20 protein-coding genes are annotated in these 16,546 nt (G+C 45.1%); 10 read left to right on the forward strand and 10 right to left on the reverse strand.

Going from position 1 to position 16,546, the window contains the following annotated elements:
* Positions 1-222 precede the first annotated feature (222 nt).
* From AAW31_RS12955 to AAW31_RS23725, 3 genes are all read left to right on the forward strand, one after another.
* Positions 223-888 (forward strand): transglycosylase domain-containing protein, encoded by a 666-nt coding sequence (locus AAW31_RS12955; RefSeq protein ID WP_052752252.1) that lies wholly within the window; start codon positions 223-225, stop codon positions 886-888.
* A gap of 463 nt (positions 889-1,351) precedes the next feature.
* Positions 1,352-2,242: a transposase gene (locus AAW31_RS12960; protein ID WP_046850536.1), complete on the forward strand. Its 891-nt coding sequence runs from the start codon at positions 1,352-1,354 to the stop codon at positions 2,240-2,242.
* 15 nt (positions 2,243-2,257) lie between these two features.
* The gene (locus AAW31_RS23725) at positions 2,258-2,374 is read left to right on the forward strand and encodes a hypothetical protein (protein ID WP_392390534.1); all 117 of its coding nucleotides are present in this window, start codon (positions 2,258-2,260) and stop codon (positions 2,372-2,374) included.
* Positions 2,375-2,607: 233 nt separating this feature from the next.
* On the opposite strand, the gene AAW31_RS12965 is transcribed toward AAW31_RS23725, so the two are convergent.
* Positions 2,608-3,117, reverse strand: a complete 510-nt coding sequence (locus tag AAW31_RS12965; protein WP_235264373.1) for an RNA polymerase factor sigma-70 — start codon at positions 3,115-3,117, stop codon at positions 2,608-2,610.
* A gap of 147 nt (positions 3,118-3,264) precedes the next feature.
* Positions 3,265-4,704: a DUF2325 domain-containing protein gene (locus AAW31_RS12970; RefSeq protein ID WP_144412962.1), complete on the reverse strand. Its 1,440-nt coding sequence runs from the start codon at positions 4,702-4,704 to the stop codon at positions 3,265-3,267.
* 839 nt (positions 4,705-5,543) lie between these two features.
* On the opposite strand from AAW31_RS12970, the gene AAW31_RS12975 reads away from it, so the two are divergent.
* Positions 5,544-7,187 carry a formate--tetrahydrofolate ligase gene (locus AAW31_RS12975; protein ID WP_309567360.1) on the forward strand — a complete coding sequence of 548 codons (1,644 nt, stop codon included), beginning with the start codon at positions 5,544-5,546 and terminating at the stop codon, positions 7,185-7,187.
* A 439-nt stretch (positions 7,188-7,626) separates the two neighbouring features.
* On the opposite strand, the gene AAW31_RS12980 is transcribed toward AAW31_RS12975, so the two are convergent.
* The 4 genes from AAW31_RS12980 to AAW31_RS21420 form a co-directional block, all read right to left on the reverse strand.
* Positions 7,627-8,460, reverse strand: a complete 834-nt coding sequence (locus AAW31_RS12980) for an LPO_1073/Vpar_1526 family protein (RefSeq protein WP_200899634.1) — start codon at positions 8,458-8,460, stop codon at positions 7,627-7,629.
* Positions 8,414-8,635: a hypothetical protein gene (locus AAW31_RS12985; protein ID WP_046850540.1), complete on the reverse strand. Its 222-nt coding sequence runs from the start codon at positions 8,633-8,635 to the stop codon at positions 8,414-8,416. Before AAW31_RS12985 ends, AAW31_RS12980 begins: the two co-directional genes overlap by 47 nt.
* 9 nt (positions 8,636-8,644) lie before the next feature.
* Complete coding sequence (locus AAW31_RS12990) at positions 8,645-9,313, reverse strand: hypothetical protein (RefSeq protein ID WP_148906863.1); 669 nt, start codon at positions 9,311-9,313, stop codon at positions 8,645-8,647.
* 126 nt (positions 9,314-9,439) lie between these two features.
* The gene (locus AAW31_RS21420; RefSeq protein ID WP_158441524.1) at positions 9,440-9,577 is read right to left on the reverse strand and encodes a hypothetical protein; all 138 of its coding nucleotides are present in this window, start codon (positions 9,575-9,577) and stop codon (positions 9,440-9,442) included.
* Between the two features lie 201 nt (positions 9,578-9,778).
* Between AAW31_RS21420 and AAW31_RS21425 the strand changes: the two genes are divergently transcribed.
* From AAW31_RS21425 to AAW31_RS13015, 5 genes are all read left to right on the forward strand, one after another.
* A complete protein-coding gene (locus AAW31_RS21425; RefSeq protein WP_158441526.1) occupies positions 9,779-9,925 on the forward strand; it encodes a hypothetical protein in 147 nt (48 codons plus the stop codon).
* 475 nt (positions 9,926-10,400) lie between these two features.
* Positions 10,401-11,387 carry a 2-hydroxyacid dehydrogenase gene (locus AAW31_RS13000; protein ID WP_046850543.1) on the forward strand — a complete coding sequence of 329 codons (987 nt, stop codon included), beginning with the start codon at positions 10,401-10,403 and terminating at the stop codon, positions 11,385-11,387.
* A gap of 83 nt (positions 11,388-11,470) precedes the next feature.
* On the forward strand, positions 11,471-12,598 hold the full coding sequence (locus tag AAW31_RS13005; RefSeq protein ID WP_200899635.1) for a DUF819 family protein: 1,128 nt from the start codon (positions 11,471-11,473) through the stop codon (positions 12,596-12,598).
* Between the two features lie 289 nt (positions 12,599-12,887).
* Positions 12,888-13,496 carry a SagB/ThcOx family dehydrogenase gene (locus tag AAW31_RS13010; RefSeq protein ID WP_046850545.1) on the forward strand — a complete coding sequence of 203 codons (609 nt, stop codon included), beginning with the start codon at positions 12,888-12,890 and terminating at the stop codon, positions 13,494-13,496.
* Positions 13,497-13,580: 84 nt separating this feature from the next.
* Complete coding sequence (locus tag AAW31_RS13015; protein WP_046850546.1) at positions 13,581-14,312, forward strand: hypothetical protein; 732 nt, start codon at positions 13,581-13,583, stop codon at positions 14,310-14,312.
* Between the two features lie 26 nt (positions 14,313-14,338).
* Here AAW31_RS13015 and AAW31_RS13020 read toward each other — a convergent pair whose 3' ends face one another.
* The 4 genes from AAW31_RS13020 to AAW31_RS13030 are packed head-to-tail and all read right to left on the reverse strand — an operon-like array spanning position 14,339 to position 15,657.
* The gene (locus AAW31_RS13020) at positions 14,339-14,680 is read right to left on the reverse strand and encodes a zinc ribbon domain-containing protein YjdM (RefSeq protein ID WP_046850547.1); all 342 of its coding nucleotides are present in this window, start codon (positions 14,678-14,680) and stop codon (positions 14,339-14,341) included.
* 58 nt (positions 14,681-14,738) lie between these two features.
* On the reverse strand, positions 14,739-15,236 hold the full coding sequence (locus AAW31_RS13025) for an endonuclease V (protein WP_046850548.1): 498 nt from the start codon (positions 15,234-15,236) through the stop codon (positions 14,739-14,741).
* Positions 15,237-15,284: 48 nt separating this feature from the next.
* Entirely contained in the window at positions 15,285-15,419 is a 135-nt protein-coding gene (locus AAW31_RS23730) for a hypothetical protein (RefSeq protein WP_082110457.1), read from the reverse strand.
* A complete protein-coding gene (locus AAW31_RS13030) occupies positions 15,388-15,657 on the reverse strand; it encodes a cation-transporting P-type ATPase (RefSeq protein ID WP_258920399.1) in 270 nt (89 codons plus the stop codon). Before AAW31_RS13030 ends, AAW31_RS23730 begins: the two co-directional genes overlap by 32 nt.
* Positions 15,658-15,789: 132 nt before the next feature.
* Between AAW31_RS13030 and AAW31_RS13035 the strand changes: the two genes are divergently transcribed.
* Positions 15,790-16,314: a fused DSP-PTPase phosphatase/NAD kinase-like protein gene (locus AAW31_RS13035; RefSeq protein ID WP_046850550.1), complete on the forward strand. Its 525-nt coding sequence runs from the start codon at positions 15,790-15,792 to the stop codon at positions 16,312-16,314.
* Positions 16,315-16,546 lie beyond the last annotated feature (232 nt).

Here is a 16,546-nt window from a genome sequence, read left to right on the forward strand (position 1 = left end):
CTTCATCATAAGGAATTCAGGTGCCTTTTACAGCTTTTCTTATGTCGAACTCACGTTACATAAAGGTTAAAGTTCCGGATTCTCAAACAACTTCTCAATCTCAATTAGAAAAAAATCCATTCTTGTTATTAAGATACTCGGCATAATATTTTTTACATGGAAAAGAATATACCTACTTCTGTTTCTTATGCCCTGCAGCCTTCATACTGGAGGTACGTGACGATGGCAATCCTTGTGGGCATAGCGTGCTATGTCGCACAAGTGTTTTTCACCCTGCCCGATATTAGTGCCCTTCGGGCAACAAATCCTGCATCGACAGCACTCATGGATATGCGTGCTGCTGAGACGCAGCAGAAGGGCATAATAAAGCGGCGTATTCAGTTCTGGGTTCCGTACGAACAGATATCTCCTCATCTAAAATATGCGGTATTAGCAGCGCAGGATGCTACTTTTTTTTCGCGCAAAGGTAGCGACTTAGGCAAGCTGCTTAATTACGTTGATATGAATGGAAAGGAAAAGGAACTAACGAACCAGGGAGGAATTACCCTCACACAGCAGTTAGCCAAGAACCTTTATTCTTCATCTTCGGAAAATCAGTTCTTCAAGTTGCGTGAATTCCTCATCGTCCGGCAGCTCGAAACTGAGCTTAGCAAGCATCGTATTTTTGAGATCTACCTGAATGTGATTGAATGGGGTGACGGTATTTGGGGGGCAGAAGCCGCAGCCAGGATGTATTTCAGAACTCCTGCCTTGAAACTAAACCGCGAACAGGCGGCTTTGCTAGCCGCAGCTATTACCAATTCAAGACTGCCTGCTAATCCATCGAAAAGGCTATTGCGTCGCCAGCAATTCATCCTCGAGCGTATGGATAATGTTGAACTGCCATAATCCAAATGAGCATGATATGCTCTGAAACCATACAAGAATTGACATACAGGCCAGGCTAGCATAAAGGAAGAGGCCTACCAACAGTCGATTCTCCTTTAAAGACTCCTGCACAACTCACTTGGTGCCGGGAACGGATCTTGCTTTCCTCCGTTCATGATTCCTCCCTTAAACTCTATCGATAATTTTGGTTTGTTCGTGCTCTGTGATCTATGCTATTTACGTTGGAATTGCTCTGTGATCGCATTGTATGCAGTAGCGTCAAGGCGCATCCTGAACCCAGGGAGATAAGTTATTGGAAAAATAAAATATTTTTTATAAATAAGGATATGCGTACAGTCAGATATAGCTGATCCAATATAAAACGAATTAAATGCGAATTAAGAGCTGAAATAGAAGCCAGTTCATCAATAACGTTAAACTATTGAGGAAGACATCACCCGACCTCAATCAATTAAAGTAACCAATGAACTGGCAAGAGCGATTAATAACGATTTATCTCTATGTTTGCAAGCATTATCAGCAAAATCTTTGGACTTATAGTCAAAGAATGAGTCATTACGCGGATTTAAGTTTTAGCGACGAAGAAGTGATTACTCTCTACCTGTTCGGTGTAATGGACAAGCATCGAGAGATCAAAGGTATTTATGAGTATGCGGATCGCCATTTACGCGATTGGTTTCCACGACTTCCAGGTTATGTGACTTATGTGCAGCGCCTGAATCGGGTTGCCGATGTGTTTGCACCCTTATTAGCACTGATTCAGCAGGAACAGGAAACCAGGAATTCCGGGCAAGTCTGGTTGACCGATTCATTTCCGGTCATCCTTGTCAGGCAAGGCCACCGGTTTAAAGCGTGTGTAGCTAAACAGTTGGCAGATTCAGGTTATTGCTCAACCAAGAAATTGTATTATCATGGTGTGCGGGTCCATATCATAGGGCGCCGTCAACCAGGCTCATCGCCGATCCCCGAGTACATCGATGTAACCGGCGCCAGCGACCACGATGGCAAAATATTTGATCAGATTCGGCCACAATTGCACAACAATGAGCTGTATGGTGATAAAGCTTATCAACGGCCAGACGCCGAAGAGGTCAGACAAGCCCAGAATCTGACCGTCTTGACACCGGTTAAAAAACAAAAAGGGCAACACCATCTGGAACCACAGGATCAATGGTTGTCTACAGCGGTGTCTCGCGTTCGGCAACCGATTGAAGCCTTATTTGCCTGGATTGAAGAAAAGACAGGCATTGAATGTGCCAGTCAAGTTCGTTCTTATCAAGGGCTTATGGTGCATGTCTTCGGAAAACTGGCTGCGGCTCTGTTTTTTTGGAATTTTTTACGAGCTAGCTCTTAATTCACATTTAAGCTGATTAAAATAGGTGCCGCTATGCTACGCAATACCCGCCGTATTCGTTTTTTACTTGCAAGTAGCTGTCCTTATCAGAAACTATTCTTCCAAGTCGCAGCCAGACTGACTTCTGGATAACTCATTTCCAGGATTATGCACCATCGTTTGCCACATAAAATAGCTATGGGGTGGATGGGCTGCGCCTGTCAGCAGAGAAAAACCTCTTTTCTGTCATCATTTCCACCAAAATGTGCAGAAAAGTGAATTTCATCACAACAAGTTCTGAATAGAAATCCGATTTATCCACTTAAAAAATGAATCTTTGGCAAATTCACACTTATTTTTGATGATTGTGCAATATCCGGGCTAAATTAAAGAGCATTCTTGCAGTGATTCATTGCTTCATGGATGAGAATATTTGCTAAGGAAGTAGAAATACCCAATTCATCTGCAATCATCCGATGCGTATATCCATGTATCCGATAAAGCTCAAAAACCCGTTTTGTACGCTCCGGAAGCTTAGCTAACGCTTCTGCAATCAACTCGAGATGTTGACGATTGATTGCATGAGTTTCTGGTGTTCCCGTCAGAGCTGGAACCTGCAACCCCTCCTCGTCTGTTCCAAAAAGCTCTGACTCGAATACATCACGCCTATAGTGATCGATAGCCAAATTGCGTACGATCTGAAATAGATAGGCCAATGGCTGTCTAACCTTCTGCGCAGCTGCCATCTCAGTGATTTTGATATAAGCGTCTTGCACTACATCATCTGATCGTTCCCAGTCGCCTAAAATTTTATACGCTGCCCGGAGTAATTGGGTGCGGTTCGCGATAAACAAGGTGCCTAATCCTTGAGACCATTTGTCTACTGGCATCATCATAAATTTTGATATTCTTATTGTAGCAATGTTAATGAAAATGACTATGATAATTATTTTTATTTAAATCTTTATATCATCGTTTCTAGCAACCCATTCTTATTTAAATGAATATCCTAAAAAATTAATAATATGAATAAACTTTAATGATCACTTACTGATGCCTTCTGCCAACAACTCGCGAGTATCAGCATTCAAACTTACTTGGCCTAATGACAACCGTATAAGTGCAGAAGCAAAGCTAGCAACTCCTTTACCTTTGAATAACAAGCAAGGCTTACCATGACGTTTGCAAAGCCGTTTTAACTGGTAATAAGCAGCATGGCTGACGCAATCTGTAGGGCAAATAACTGCATCAGCACTATTGATCATTTCTGGTAAACGAGAAAGCGCATGTTGCTGGCCACCATCATGGTGAGTTAAGCGGATACCCATCTGTTCCGCCAACATACGATATTGCGGGAGTTGGGCAATACGCCCACCAACACAAACTACGCAGCAATCCTTTAGTTGGGATGTATCATGAGCGTTCGGATGATTACAAGAATCCTTGCAAGAACTATCGGATAAAAGGAACCTTTCTAGTGCATCACGTTCGGTGGTCAGTACTTTACACTCATCAATTAAAGCTGCTATTTGGTTATGAGCATCTTGCAGTAATTGATCGAGATTATCAGCTTGATGAGCAACACTTTTTAATCGCTCATTTTCCATGGATAATTTCATCAAACGCTGCCCCATTTCAGTCATGGTTTTACCAGACTCAATTGCAGACAGACGGGCTTTTAACGCGACGATCTCTTTCTGATTATGACGTAAATGCTCGCTTTCGGCCAAAGCCTCCTGAAACCGCAGGCGCAATTTTGCTTCGATCCGCGAATGGTGTTGTTTCTGGAGTTCCATCGCTGTTTCTAATTCGGCATACTCTTTCTCCAGCTGAGCTAATCTACGAGTATCAGCAGCCTGATTTGCTCCCATATGGTGAGAATGCATATGCATATCCGCATAGATTTTTCCTCTGGTATCATCGCTAATTCGTTTGTGCGTCAGAGCGGCCCACAAAGCGCCTGCAATTTCTCCCTGTACAAAACATTTTTTCCACAGATCGAATACTGCAGCATCTGTTTTAGCAGATTCGAAACGAGTAAGCGCAGTCTGATACTTTGAGTCGAGGTACTTCTGAATCGCTTCGGAGGCGGGGTTACGTGTAGCCACACAATTCACTGCTTCGACATGCAATAAAAATACATCGGTTATCGACGCTTCAAAATGAAATCGCCGGGCAAAACGTATTAACTCATCTTTCGATAAACAGGTGCCCACAATCGGGCAGCGATTAGCTTCTTTAAGCTCCCAAATTTTGCTGCGTTTGATTGGCGATAATTCAGTTTCAGTGTTTAATTGGGGGATAGGAGCCAAAATCTGATTGTCTGCCAATAAGGGGTCTACTATTGACAGTATCGGCAAGAAAGGTGCATTCATAGCAAAGCCGTCTCCATTCGTATTAGTTACGTACTCAATCAAGTAAAGCAGAAAAAGAATGATGTTCGAGAGATACACTCCCAGTTCAAGCGGGTACGTACCTGGCACCTAATCGCCCACAAATCTGATAACGAGCTATATATCGCTTTACGAGATTAGATGTAATTACGCATGCAGTTAGTTGTTTAATTAAGCAAGCTGCAAAGCGTAGACTTGAAGTTTGTGAGAAATGACACCCTCTGCTCTCAATCAGCCCTAATTTTTTATCCATAAAACCATCTCCTAGTCATTGAAATAATGGCTGGCTGACAAGCAATATGCGCTTTTGTTGGCTGGCTAAATCAAATTTCTTTTTAATGAAAAATCAATAAGGTTGCGGTAGTAATAATATGAGTGCTCGCGCCCCTTTTATTTTCAAATCATATTTGACATTAACATCAAATTCAAATGACTCTTCATGATTTGCAAATAATAATCATTATTATTTGCAGTGTAAATAACATTTATCGCTTATTTTTCTGAAAATAAATTCAGGAGCTATCTTGCATAACACAAAGTCTTGAAAATTCACCCGGCCTATGCCCTCCTCTAACAGGTTTGTGAGTGAACACAAGTACGCCAGGAAAGATTTAATTATGCTGGTGCTCTCTTTATTCTTGATTACTTTCTATCAGAAAATAATAAAATTGGAGCTGAGGATTTTTATTGCCTAACTTGATTTTTTTGATCTGATAGACAGAAATAACAGCTCGATTCATTTTCCTTGCTTTATGAGATTAAAAAAATTACAAATAGGTAACCCATAATGCAAATGCATATAATTTGGAATGTTAGAATTATTTCTATTTTTACATTTTGCAGCACGCACACTGAGATTTTATAATGTAATGAAACCCAAAAATGTTGGATATCTCATATATTAAAGCGCTCACATATACTTATTCTCCTTGCCTGAAATTTTTATAATGCGCCCCATACTGGACATCGCCGCAGCACTTGATCTACACCCAGATGCACTGATGTGCTATGGCGAGCATATGGCAAAACTTCGGTTAAGTGCCTTACCAAAGAAAGAGGCTAAGCCAAAGGGAAAAATCATCCTGGTTTCAGCGATTAATCCCACTCGTAGTGGTGAGGGAAAAACCACAGTTTCTATCGGTTTGGCACAAGGTCTTGCGCGCATCGGTCAGCGTGTAGCACTTGCCTTACGCGAACCCTCGCTGGGGCCTATCTTTGGCGTCAAGGGAGGCGGTACCGGTGGTGACCGTTGCCAGCTCGAGCCTTCAACACGCATCAATATGCATTTCACGGGGGATCTGCATGCCATCGGCGCCGCACACAATCTGCTGGCCGCCTTACTGGACAACGCTATCCATTTTCGCAGCGAACTTGATCTGGAGCACCGCCAAGTGTTTTGGCGCCGTGTGCTGGATGTGAACGACCGCGCCCTGCGTCAGACCGTGATTGGACTAGGCGGACGCCTTAATGGTGTCCCGCGCGAGACCGGCTTTGACATCACCGCAGCTTCAGAAGTCATGGCCATCCTGTGTCTATCTGAGGACTTGGCTGATTTAAAGGCTCGGCTGGGACGTATTCTGGTTGGATTTGATCGCGCAGGCAATGCGGTCACAGCCCAGAGTCTTCAGGCAACAGGCGCAATGGCAGCGCTGCTGCAGGATGCCATTCTGCCGAATCTAGTGCAATCTACCGAAGGTGTGCCCGCTTTTGTGCATGGCGGTCCATTTGGCAACATTGCCCACGGTTGCAATAGCGTGATCGCTACCAGGACCGCCGCCGCCTGCGCGGATTTTGCCGTGACAGAAGCGGGCTTCGGCTTTGACCTGGGGGCCGAGAAGTTTTTTGACATAAAATGCCGCAGCTCTGGCCTATGGCCCAGTGTGGTCGTCCTGGTAGTCACCGCCCGTGCTTTAAGAATCCATGGTGGCGGTGACCCGGCCTCCCCCGGCCCCATTCAGGAAATCGAACGAGGCTTGGCACACCTGGAGCATCATGTTCATAGCGTGCGCGCCTTTGGCTTTGAACCGGTCATCGCCATCAATTGCTTTGAAGGCGACACCCAACAAGAACTGGCTACCATCGAAAAAGGGTGTACCCAGCTTGGACTCACTGCCGCCCTCTTTACCGGTTATACCGATGGAGGCGCTGGGGCTGAAGCGTTAGCGCATGCAGTTATTGCTGCCGTCGCTCAGTCGACACCGCCTGTACGTTATCTTTATGATTTGGATTCTCCTCCTGAAGAGAAGATCGCCGCCATCGCTCGCACTATCTATGGCGCTAGCCATATCGAGCTCAGTCGCACCGCAAGAAAGGATCTTGAACGGATTCGCTCACTGGGTTACGATCAACTCCCCATCTGTATTGCCAAGAGTCACTTATCATTGAGCGGCGACCCAACTTTAGGGAATCATCTTAGTAAATTTATATTGCCAGTTGAATCAGTACGCATCGCTGCAGGTGCCGGTTACCTGCTGGTACTGACTGGTGACATTGTCACTATGCCTGGGTTACCGCATGATCCGGCTGCACATCGAATTGATTTGTCTGAGGATGGAGAGATTATGGGCATTTGACTGTCCTGTCTTGTTGTGCATTCCTAAAAAAGCTGTTTTCTCAGCCGCAGAAATGCATGTTGCCGAACAGTATAGTTTGTTAAGATTAATCCCTAAAAAGCGCCAACTGACGCAGAATGTTGCATAAAGTTTATAGACTGCGCTACACAATAAAACATTCAAAATGTGTAGTAATTTCATTTCCAAATCAAACCTGATTTTATCGATTCTCCTTGCCGTATTATTCATACTGACTGCAGCTCGCTTTCGCGTCATTTTAGCCCATGCGGGAGAATCTATAACATGCATAGTATATGCGAATGTTTCCTGTAACTTACGTTTCTTACTTCATGTGCCTCCTTCCATGGCCTAACGCCTAGTTAACCGGCAGCGCGTGCGGAGAACGTGACGTACGCGTTGAACTGATAGTCATGAATAGATGTTTGCTCCCAAGGAAAATTCATTGAAGGCAGGCCAGCAGACTAATTGAAGGGAATATCTTTGCTAAGAGCTTGATTGCAATTACTTGCCCGGGCGTTGTAAGGGTGAGTTGGTGGAGATTATTCTGATCGTAGAATTTCAGAGCCTCAACCATCCTTGGGTGATTTAATTCAACATCAGTTTGTTGTAGATGAAGGTATTTCTTCTTCATCTCGCTAAAGGTGTTGCCACCCATGATATTTATATAGTTGCCAACTCCAATTGACGCCATGGTTTTTAGCTTTGACGACGTCATGCCCACACACTTCGATAGGAATCGATCATATATAGCGCCGAAAGCTGCATCCAACTCGGCTGGGGTATTGTAGTTCAGTGCTTGGATAAAGTGAAGCGCTGGCAACAGTGCAAGCATCTCGCTGGTTAACTTTGGCACCATCTCAACTGCGGCCTCTATGCAGTTATCAATATAATCTGAGCTCTCTTTTTCGATCCTTGCCTCTAATAGCTCGGCTAGTAGATCAATGTCTATTTTGTGACCTTTTTTTGCAGCGCTTTGGACTGCTGTGTTAAATGTGCATTGAACATCAGGCTGTGCGAGTTTTTCTGCGCTGACTTGATCAATCCTTGACTCAATCTTTTCGAAGGTACTCTTAATCAATGCGTCAACGTTTTCCTTGGCCTTTGTGGCTGCAATGGCTTCCAGCCGGGGGAAATTTTCTGTCATCAATAAATTGAAAAGCCTCTCACAATCGGCAAAACTAATACCTTGATTGAAGTTTCCTGTAACCTGTATTACTTTTGCGCCATCAGTCGCTTGAGCTTTTTGATTCATTGATTTTTTCTGCTCGAACATTTCCGCCTACTTGGATCACTGTGCCGCCTTTAACATTGGCGATTTGCGAAATCGATTTACTTCTTAAAATTTTACTCCCACCCCACACTAATGATATTAATGACACAAGCCCTAAAATTACCCCTGTATAAGTGGCCCAATCGGTGCCGATGTTTTTGTTTAACCAATCAAGCATATGTTTCCTCTACGGTAGGTGTAAGTTTAAATGCATAACGTTCGAAATAACCTGACTAACCTGACCGAAGAAGGCAATTTTTAACCATTTGTTCGCTTCATCATTTCCTATCGATTGAGAGGAACTTAGTCTCGCGTTGAGGTCAGGTAAGGGATCGACGTAAAGTACTCGCCGCCGGATAGCCTCGATCTTTCCCGAGGCGCCGGTGGCTGCGACGTCGAGCAAGTCAGGGTGAGGAAAGCGCTTCCGGACATGAGGCCGCATCTCTTCTTCACTCGAAAACATGTTGTATCGCAGGAAATCCACAACATCCTCACCAGAAAGACCTTGCATCATTTGTATTAGTTTGGGGTCGGGATCGGGCAATGTACTGGCAAAGGATTTAAAGTCCTCGAACGTCTTCGTCGGGACGGAGAAGATTGCCCAATACCAGAACAGCTCTCCGATCTCATCGTATTTTACTTCGCGTTTAAAAAATCGTTTCTTCGGAAGCTCCGGACGTTTAGCTTGGTGTTTGAGACTGACGTATTTCGCGGCTTCCTCAAACGAGAAAATTGATAGGGCAATTGTCGCTGCAAATTGCTCGCGTTCTAGTGCACCAAATGCCTCAAGGTATAGGCGTCCGGAATTCACTTCGATCGCATCAAGTGCAAGCACGATGAAATCTAACGTTTTCAATCAGTGGCGCGAGGTACGAGCGTCCAGCGCCAGAAGGGAGCGTGGTTAAGCGCAGGGTTAGAACGCTTCATCGGTGAGCACTCCAGTAGTTGCATAAAGCCAGTGCGCTTGGTGAACTCCAAACAGCTACACAGTATTGCGATTATTTTCTGGGTCAATACCGAATCTGTACTTGAATGCGCCTTCGACAACAGTATGTGCCTCTAAGGCTTTTAGATCCGGAGAGTCCAAGTCAGGCATGCTGACCAGTAGTTGAATCTTCACTGAGGTATCTCTTGGGAGAATAGAACTAGTGTGCCAAAAGAACAAGCCTCGGGTCACGCGCTCAAAAACTCGCTTGTAAAGTGCAAGAGGGACCAAAAATGTAAGACGGTTGGCTACTTCACCGTTTGGAAGAACCACGGGCACTTCACGAAGTGTGCTCATGAAAGTGGACCGCAATTGCGTGCTACGGAGTATGCTCTTATGCGCTCCCTTCTCCCACAGGATTTTCGCGGCTTCCGTTTGTTTTCCGATTTGCGCGCTAATATACAGGCGCAGTTCTTCGTCGTCTTTAGAACTTCCGTTGTTGCAGGCGCTGCACGCGGGCACAGTACGGAACTGCCCGGATAGTCCCTTAAAGAAACCACGCGGTGGCACATGTTCATCCGTAGTGGCGGGGTTTGTCTCGCATATGACGCAGATATCACTCTTGGGCGGCTGCATGAGGTAAGCGCTCTAACAAGTAATTATATAGTTTCAGCATATTTTCCATGCTTTAGAAATTAACAACAACAAAATTGTTACGTTTGTCAGAATAGCTAACTGTATATCATCCTAAAGAAAAGTTATACAGTTCTGCAGATCATTAAAGTATTCGCTGTCTCATACTATTTAGCTAGATTATCGGAGATTTATTGAGAGAAATTGACTGGATGATTCTGGCCAGAAGCAGCCATTTCAACAGTGCTAATTTAGTGAGGATCAAAGTGAATTATTCCGTATACTTGTCATTCTCCTATTCTCTCAAGGTTTTGGCAACATTCCAGGTTTTCAATACATCCCAATCACAGTATGAATTACTTCTATTTTCACCAAAGGCAATCACATGCGCGCAGTTTTTCTTGATTTCGGTTCCGTCACCCGTGGTGATATCGATTGTACGAGGCTGGAACAGGCTATATCTCCGTGGCATTATTATGAAGATACCGCCACAGAACAAGCTATTGAGAGAGTCAAGGATGCAGAAGTCGTTGTCATCAATAAAGCGCTGTTGGATCGTGCTGCATTATCATCTGCAAACCGCTTGAAATTGGTCTGCATTGCCGCTACCGGTTATAACAATATCGATCTCACAGCCGCGGCTGATTACAATATTCCTGTTTGTAATGTACGCGACTATGCCACACCTTCTGTGGTAGAGCATGTTTTCATGCTCATACTCAATCTTTCACGCCGTTTTATTGAGTATCAGCATCTGGTCAAGAATGGAGGCTGGCAGACAAGCGCCCATTTCTGTCCGCTTGATTTCGGTATTGAAGAGCTGTCAGGCAAAACGCTCGGGATAATCGGCTATGGTATGCTAGGAAAAGCAGTGGCAGAAATAGCCCAGGCATTTGGGATGCAATTATTAATTGCTGAGCATAAGGGCCAGCCTGCCCGCCCAGGACGTACGACATTTGATGAAGTGATTAGTCAGTCAGATTTTATTACCCTGCACTGTCCGCTTACAGACGCAACCCGCAACCTGATCAGTCAAAGAGAATTTGAGTTGATGAAACCATCCGCCTATCTCATTAATACAGCACGCGGTGGCTTAGTGAACGAAGCCGATTTACTAAAAAGCCTGTCTTCTGGCCGCATTGCCGGTGCAGCCACTGATGTTTTACAAAATGAGCCGCCTGTTGCAGGCAATGTATTATTGGAGTACCCGCAGCCCAATTTGATCATCACACCGCACATTGCCTGGGCCAGTAGAGAATCTCGTCAGCGCTTGCTCGATCAGATTGCAGGCAATATTCAGAATTTTTTCCTGAATAAACCGTTTAATCAGATCAAGGATGCATTAATCTCACGCCATAAGCATGATCAATAGCCTATTTCTCAAGGATAAATTCAACCTTATCTGATGGGAGTAAGCTTATTTCCCTGATTCCAGCCGATAATCACTTCGCGATCATGGCTGCGCTGTTTGTCATTGCCACGCTCGCTCTACTTGCAGAAAGAACCCGTGTGGGCGCGCTGCTAACCAGCGCTGTCATCGCGATACTTACTGCCATCATCACAGCGAATGTGAATATCATTCCGCATACAGCCCCTGCTTACGATTTTGTCTTCGCCTATTTTGTGCCTGTGCTGATTCCGCTCTTTCTGTTCAAGGCTGATCTCAGGCGACTCTTTTTTGAAACGACGCGCATGACGATGGCGTTTTTGCTAGCGTGCTTCGGCACTATCAGCGGCACAATCGTGGCCGTGTTGCTGCTCGATCTCTCCTCACTCGGAACAGGAGCGGCAATTGATGCTGCTTCGCGTGAGCCTGCGATCGCAGGGCTGTTTACCTCCACCTACATCGGTGGTTCAGTCAATTATGCAGCCTTGGGGGAAATCACCCGGCTGCGTAAAGATGCCTCATTTTTCTCAGCGGCCACGGCTACGGATAATCTGTTCAGTGCATTATATCTGGCCATGTTGGCGGTGCTGCCAAGTTGGCGCTGGCTTGCGCGACGCTACACTCCCCGCAATCACCATATCGCAAATTCAGAGCTTGAGCTGGGGCGCCCTACTCCATTGACTTTAGCCATGTCTCTAACGCTTGCGCTGCTGGTTGTGGCCACTGGGGATGCGCTGACGGGCTGGCTAGCTATTCCAGACTGGCGTTACGCAATGATTACGCTGCTGGCTGTCATGCTTGCCACCTTGTTTCCCAAGCAAATGGCGCGGCTGCATGGTGACTTTGAACTGGGCATGCTTTTGTCGTTGATATTCTTCGCAACCATCGCTGCAGGAGCCAATGTTTTGGCCATGATACAAATTGCACCGCTGCTGATCCTGTTGGTAGCCATTCTTTTGGTCGTACATGCGTTGATCACTTTCGGCTTCGGCAAACTGCTCGGATTTTCATTGCCAGAACTGATTACTGCTTCAAATGCGGCAGTGCTCGGTGCAACCACCGCGCCCGCCTTAGCCGCTGCCAAAGAGTGGCGCGATCTGATCACCCCTGGCGTGCTGGTAGGTGTTTTGGGTTATGCATTGGGAACCTTTGCCGGTACTGCGGTATATCAATTCTGGTCTTGGGTTGTGAGTTAATTCCATTTCCAAATCAAACCTGGCTTGGTCAGTTTCACCTTGCCGCATTATTGGTCCTGTCTGCAGCTCGCCTTCGCGCCATTTTTGATTTGGAAATGGAATAAGAAACTGATACTGCCATTCGGCTTGTTCAGGTCGAACGCTACGCTACTATTGTAAATGCTATTCCGGTTCGCCCTCCTCATAATGTGGTTAAATCAGTTAAATAAGATTAAGGTTAGGAATTAATCATAGGCTGCTACGGTCATATTGATTGCTATTGTTAATCTGCCATATATCAGGAGGCGCTATGGCACAACAGAGTGAAACAATTGCCTTACCCCAGCCTAATTTAACTGGCTCAACTTCTCTTGAGGCGTTACTAGCAAAACGTCATTGCATCCGTGAATACTCAGTTACTACACTCAAGTTAGCCGAAATCGGACAATTACTATGGGCAGCACAAGGTATTACCCACCCGCAAGGGTATCGTACTGCACCATCAGCCGGCGCCTTGTATCCACTGCAGTTGTACCTGGTCGTGAGGGCGTTGGAGGATCTGGCTCCAGCTGTGTATGGTTATGATCCTGATCAGCATCATTTAGAATGGATGCAAGAGGGTGATCGGCGCAATTTATTGGCGAGCGCTGCCTTAGGTCAGGAGTGGCTGGCCCATGCGGCCGCCATTGTGGTATTTGCTGCAGATTATAAGCGTACTACTCATAAATATGGAGAGCGCGGTAAACGTTATGTTCATATGGAAGCAGGGCATGCAGCGGAAAACCTGTTTTTACAGGCCAATGCACTGGACTTAACTACAGTAATCGTCGGCGCCTTTGATGAGGAGGAGGTTGCTAATGTATTGGGCCTACCGATGCAGGAACATCCGCTTATCCTGATGCCCATCGGCAGGAAATAGTCATTTTCTCTCATAATCTTATCGTATCGCATCCAATGAACGCTCATTTTTCGGTAATGTCTATTCAGTTGCAGAAATATTGCCATGACAAGTCTTTCACTGATCGCAACAGAAGCTCAGGAGCTGGTCAAGCAATTACCTGAAGCGCAGCGCCAAGCATTACAGGATGCCATGGTTGAGCTTTGTGAAGCGCATTGGCAGATTCTGCGCGGACCACAACCGACGACACGATTGGCACAGACACTGTGGTTAATCACTCCACCACTAGCAGATTTGCTGATCGATCTATACACCACAGGTGATACACGATTGAATGATGTATTGCCATGTTATGATTTAGCAAGAGAGCTCGCGCTCCTTGTTTTGGCGGAAATCCAGCATGGTAATGAATTTGGCGTGCAGATCGCCCATGAACCGATGAAAGCATTCGAAACGGTATCGCCACCTGTCGCATGGCTTAATCGTATCGCCGCATTGCTGCGAGGGACGCTCGACGCACCCCCTCTGCATCACCATGAGCGGCATGATGCGCTGTGGAAAGCCCTGGCTGTGATCACCTCCCATACCAGGCGCCTTGATTTGCCTGCAGTACTACAAGTTGTTTATTACCTCACCGAATCTCCGGTTCAGTCTTATGGCTCTAGCGACGCAGCATTGGAAAAATTGCGCCACGATGTGGAGGATGTCGGCATTCACTTTTTAAAAATTAAAAATAACTTGATTCACTTTGAACAACACCATTATCCTCACAAACCTGTACGTGCCAGGCAATTAGGTGAGCTATTGTTGGAAATCAGGCAGCAGTGGTTCAAGTGAATAAGGAAAAATTAGAATACCCAAGGCTATATTTTCTTCACGAATTCTGATTTCAGCTTCATAGCACCAATACTATCAATTTTACAGTCAATGTTATGATCGCCTTCGACCAGGCGGATGTTTTTGACTTTGGTTCCCACTTTAACTACCGATGACGAGCCCTTAACCTTTAAATCTTTGATAACGATGACAGTATCACCATCTCGAAGAATATTGCCAAACGCATCACTAATAATCGTTTCATTATCGATAGGTTTCGTTATCGCTTGCTGTGCCCATTCATGTGCACACTCCGGGCATATATACATATTTCCCTGTGCGTAGGTATATTCTGAACCACATTCAGGGCACTTTGGTAGATCTATCATGTTATCTGTTCTTCCTTTGAGTCACTCTTATTTGAGCTTTACTGGCTTGTCTTCCTGATCAGTTTGATCGAGATAATTGATCAGCTTTTTTTAGCATGGTTGGAATTCTATAGATGCCGTGCATGGAAAGAATGTGCCATTTTGCAGCAGAAAGCGCTTGGCCTATACTTGTAATATAGAGTGGCTGCTTGCTTTTCCCTCTATATAACGCATAGGTTTCGCTAATGCCAGCAAATCGTTTTTTCGCTACACCGATCACCTTCACATTGCCCTGCAATGCATCGTATAGATGCTTACCCAGACCGGGCTTGGCATATCCATCTAAATAAACATAGCCATCAATCACAATGTATTCTGGCTGTAAGCTGTGTTCGCTTAACAGCTTGAGAATACCAGGGAGCTCCCGTTGATAAAACTGCCCAGGAACATAGTCACCAACCTGCTCGATCCTGGTAACATACACATTATCTGGTTCAGCATCAGTCCATTGTTTAAAGGCAACCCCTGCAACCAAACCATTATAGTTATCGTAATGTACGTCTACCGCTAATATCAAAGTTATCTATTGTCAATATTGCCAAGTAAAAACTGCTGCCAGGAAAAGTCATATTTTGGCTATCTTGTAACGACTAATCAAATACTTCTCAGCTTCAACTACCAAAAATAACAGCACACCAAATAACATCACTTTAGTCCAGGCAGCAGGATCAATTGTCGCTGTACCGAACAATTGCTGCATCAAGGGATGGTAGGTAAACAAAAGCTGAATTACTACCGTTTAGCGCCATCTGACCATCCTCAATCCCAAGTTGCATCCCAACTGCCCGTGCGATGGTGATATGATCACCCTTAAATAAACGTATCCATGCACTTCGTTTCCGCGGTGGCCTCAGCCGGTTGAGTCCATACTGCTTGAACCGCTGCTCCGCTTCCGTCTGCATAAGACCATGGTGCCTGATTTGAAGGATTGCCCTCACTTTTAAAAATGATGCGAAGGGGAACCGACAATGCCAAGTTTGATCTAGAAATAGAATGAGTTAATTTGCTCTTCAAATAATGCTACCTTACGCATTAGCATTATTTCTCTGAAACCATTACATGAACTCAATATGAATTCGACACATTACATTATTATATTGCTACTGATCTCTTTCATAAGTATTACTCAAGCAGCTGAACAAGCTCCTTTTGGCAACCAGATTAAAGCAGTCACCAACTACAACCGCGCCACCACACAAGTTGCTACTGGGGGTAAATTGAATGAAGGGGGTGTGCAGGAGCTGGCCGAAAAAGGCTTTAAAACAATCATTGATCTACGCACCGAAGCTGAGGGCACTCTGGCAGAAAAGCGAGCTGTTGAAGCTGCTGGTATGCGCTATATCAATATCCCGGTAACTAGTGCCGGCATTAGCGAGGAACAATTGACTAATTTTAGTAGCATAGTTGAGCAAGCTGCCATCCCCGTGCTGCTACACTGTGCCTCAGGGAATCGCGCCGGTGCGATGTGGACGGCTTATCGCCTGAGCAAAGGAATAGTACCAGATATCGCTTTTGAGGAAGGCCGTACTGCAGGTATGCAAATCGGCATGGAAGAAAAAATCAAAGCTAGCTGTCGTATGAAAAATATGTGTTGAAAATCAGTCAAGAGGATAATCCTGCTGAATCTCTCCACCTTGTTTTCCTAGCAACCACAAGATTCTAAAATCTTTTTCGAAAGGCATAAGGGGTGCGGAATATGTTTTTATCTCACCCACAAATCCATTCTCCTCCATATTCATTGATGGCAACTTACCATAAATACGCTTCACACACTATACACTAACTGATACCTTTTCAGTTCACATGCTGTACAGAAACATAAAATAC

Origin of the sequence: Nitrosomonas communis (assembly GCF_001007935.1) — a bacterium.
In the GTDB taxonomy this organism is placed as follows: Bacteria; Pseudomonadota; Gammaproteobacteria; order Burkholderiales; family Nitrosomonadaceae; genus Nitrosomonas; species Nitrosomonas communis.

Coding starts and splice junctions, on each gene's coding strand:
- AAW31_RS12955 (WP_052752252.1), top strand. CDS start 223: ATGGCAATCCTTGTGGGCATAGCGTGCTATGTCGCACAAGTGTTTTTC.
- AAW31_RS12960 (WP_046850536.1), top strand. CDS start 1,352: ATGAACTGGCAAGAGCGATTAATAACGATTTATCTCTATGTTTGCAAG.
- AAW31_RS12965 (WP_235264373.1), bottom strand. CDS start 3,117: ATGATGATGCCAGTAGACAAATGGTCTCAAGGATTAGGCACCTTGTTT.
- AAW31_RS12980 (WP_200899634.1), bottom strand. CDS start 8,460: ATGTTCGAGCAGAAAAAATCAATGAATCAAAAAGCTCAAGCGACTGAT.
- AAW31_RS12985 (WP_046850540.1), bottom strand. CDS start 8,635: ATGCTTGATTGGTTAAACAAAAACATCGGCACCGATTGGGCCACTTAT.
- AAW31_RS21425 (WP_158441526.1), top strand. CDS start 9,779: ATGCGCTCCCTTCTCCCACAGGATTTTCGCGGCTTCCGTTTGTTTTCC.
- AAW31_RS13000 (WP_046850543.1), top strand. CDS start 10,401: ATGCGCGCAGTTTTTCTTGATTTCGGTTCCGTCACCCGTGGTGATATC.
- AAW31_RS13005 (WP_200899635.1), top strand. CDS start 11,471: ATGGCTGCGCTGTTTGTCATTGCCACGCTCGCTCTACTTGCAGAAAGA.
- AAW31_RS13010 (WP_046850545.1), top strand. CDS start 12,888: ATGGCACAACAGAGTGAAACAATTGCCTTACCCCAGCCTAATTTAACT.
- AAW31_RS13015 (WP_046850546.1), top strand. CDS start 13,581: ATGACAAGTCTTTCACTGATCGCAACAGAAGCTCAGGAGCTGGTCAAG.
- AAW31_RS13020 (WP_046850547.1), bottom strand. CDS start 14,680: ATGATAGATCTACCAAAGTGCCCTGAATGTGGTTCAGAATATACCTAC.
- AAW31_RS23730 (WP_082110457.1), bottom strand. CDS start 15,419: ATGCAGCAATTGTTCGGTACAGCGACAATTGATCCTGCTGCCTGGACT.
- AAW31_RS13035 (WP_046850550.1), top strand. CDS start 15,790: ATGAATTCGACACATTACATTATTATATTGCTACTGATCTCTTTCATA.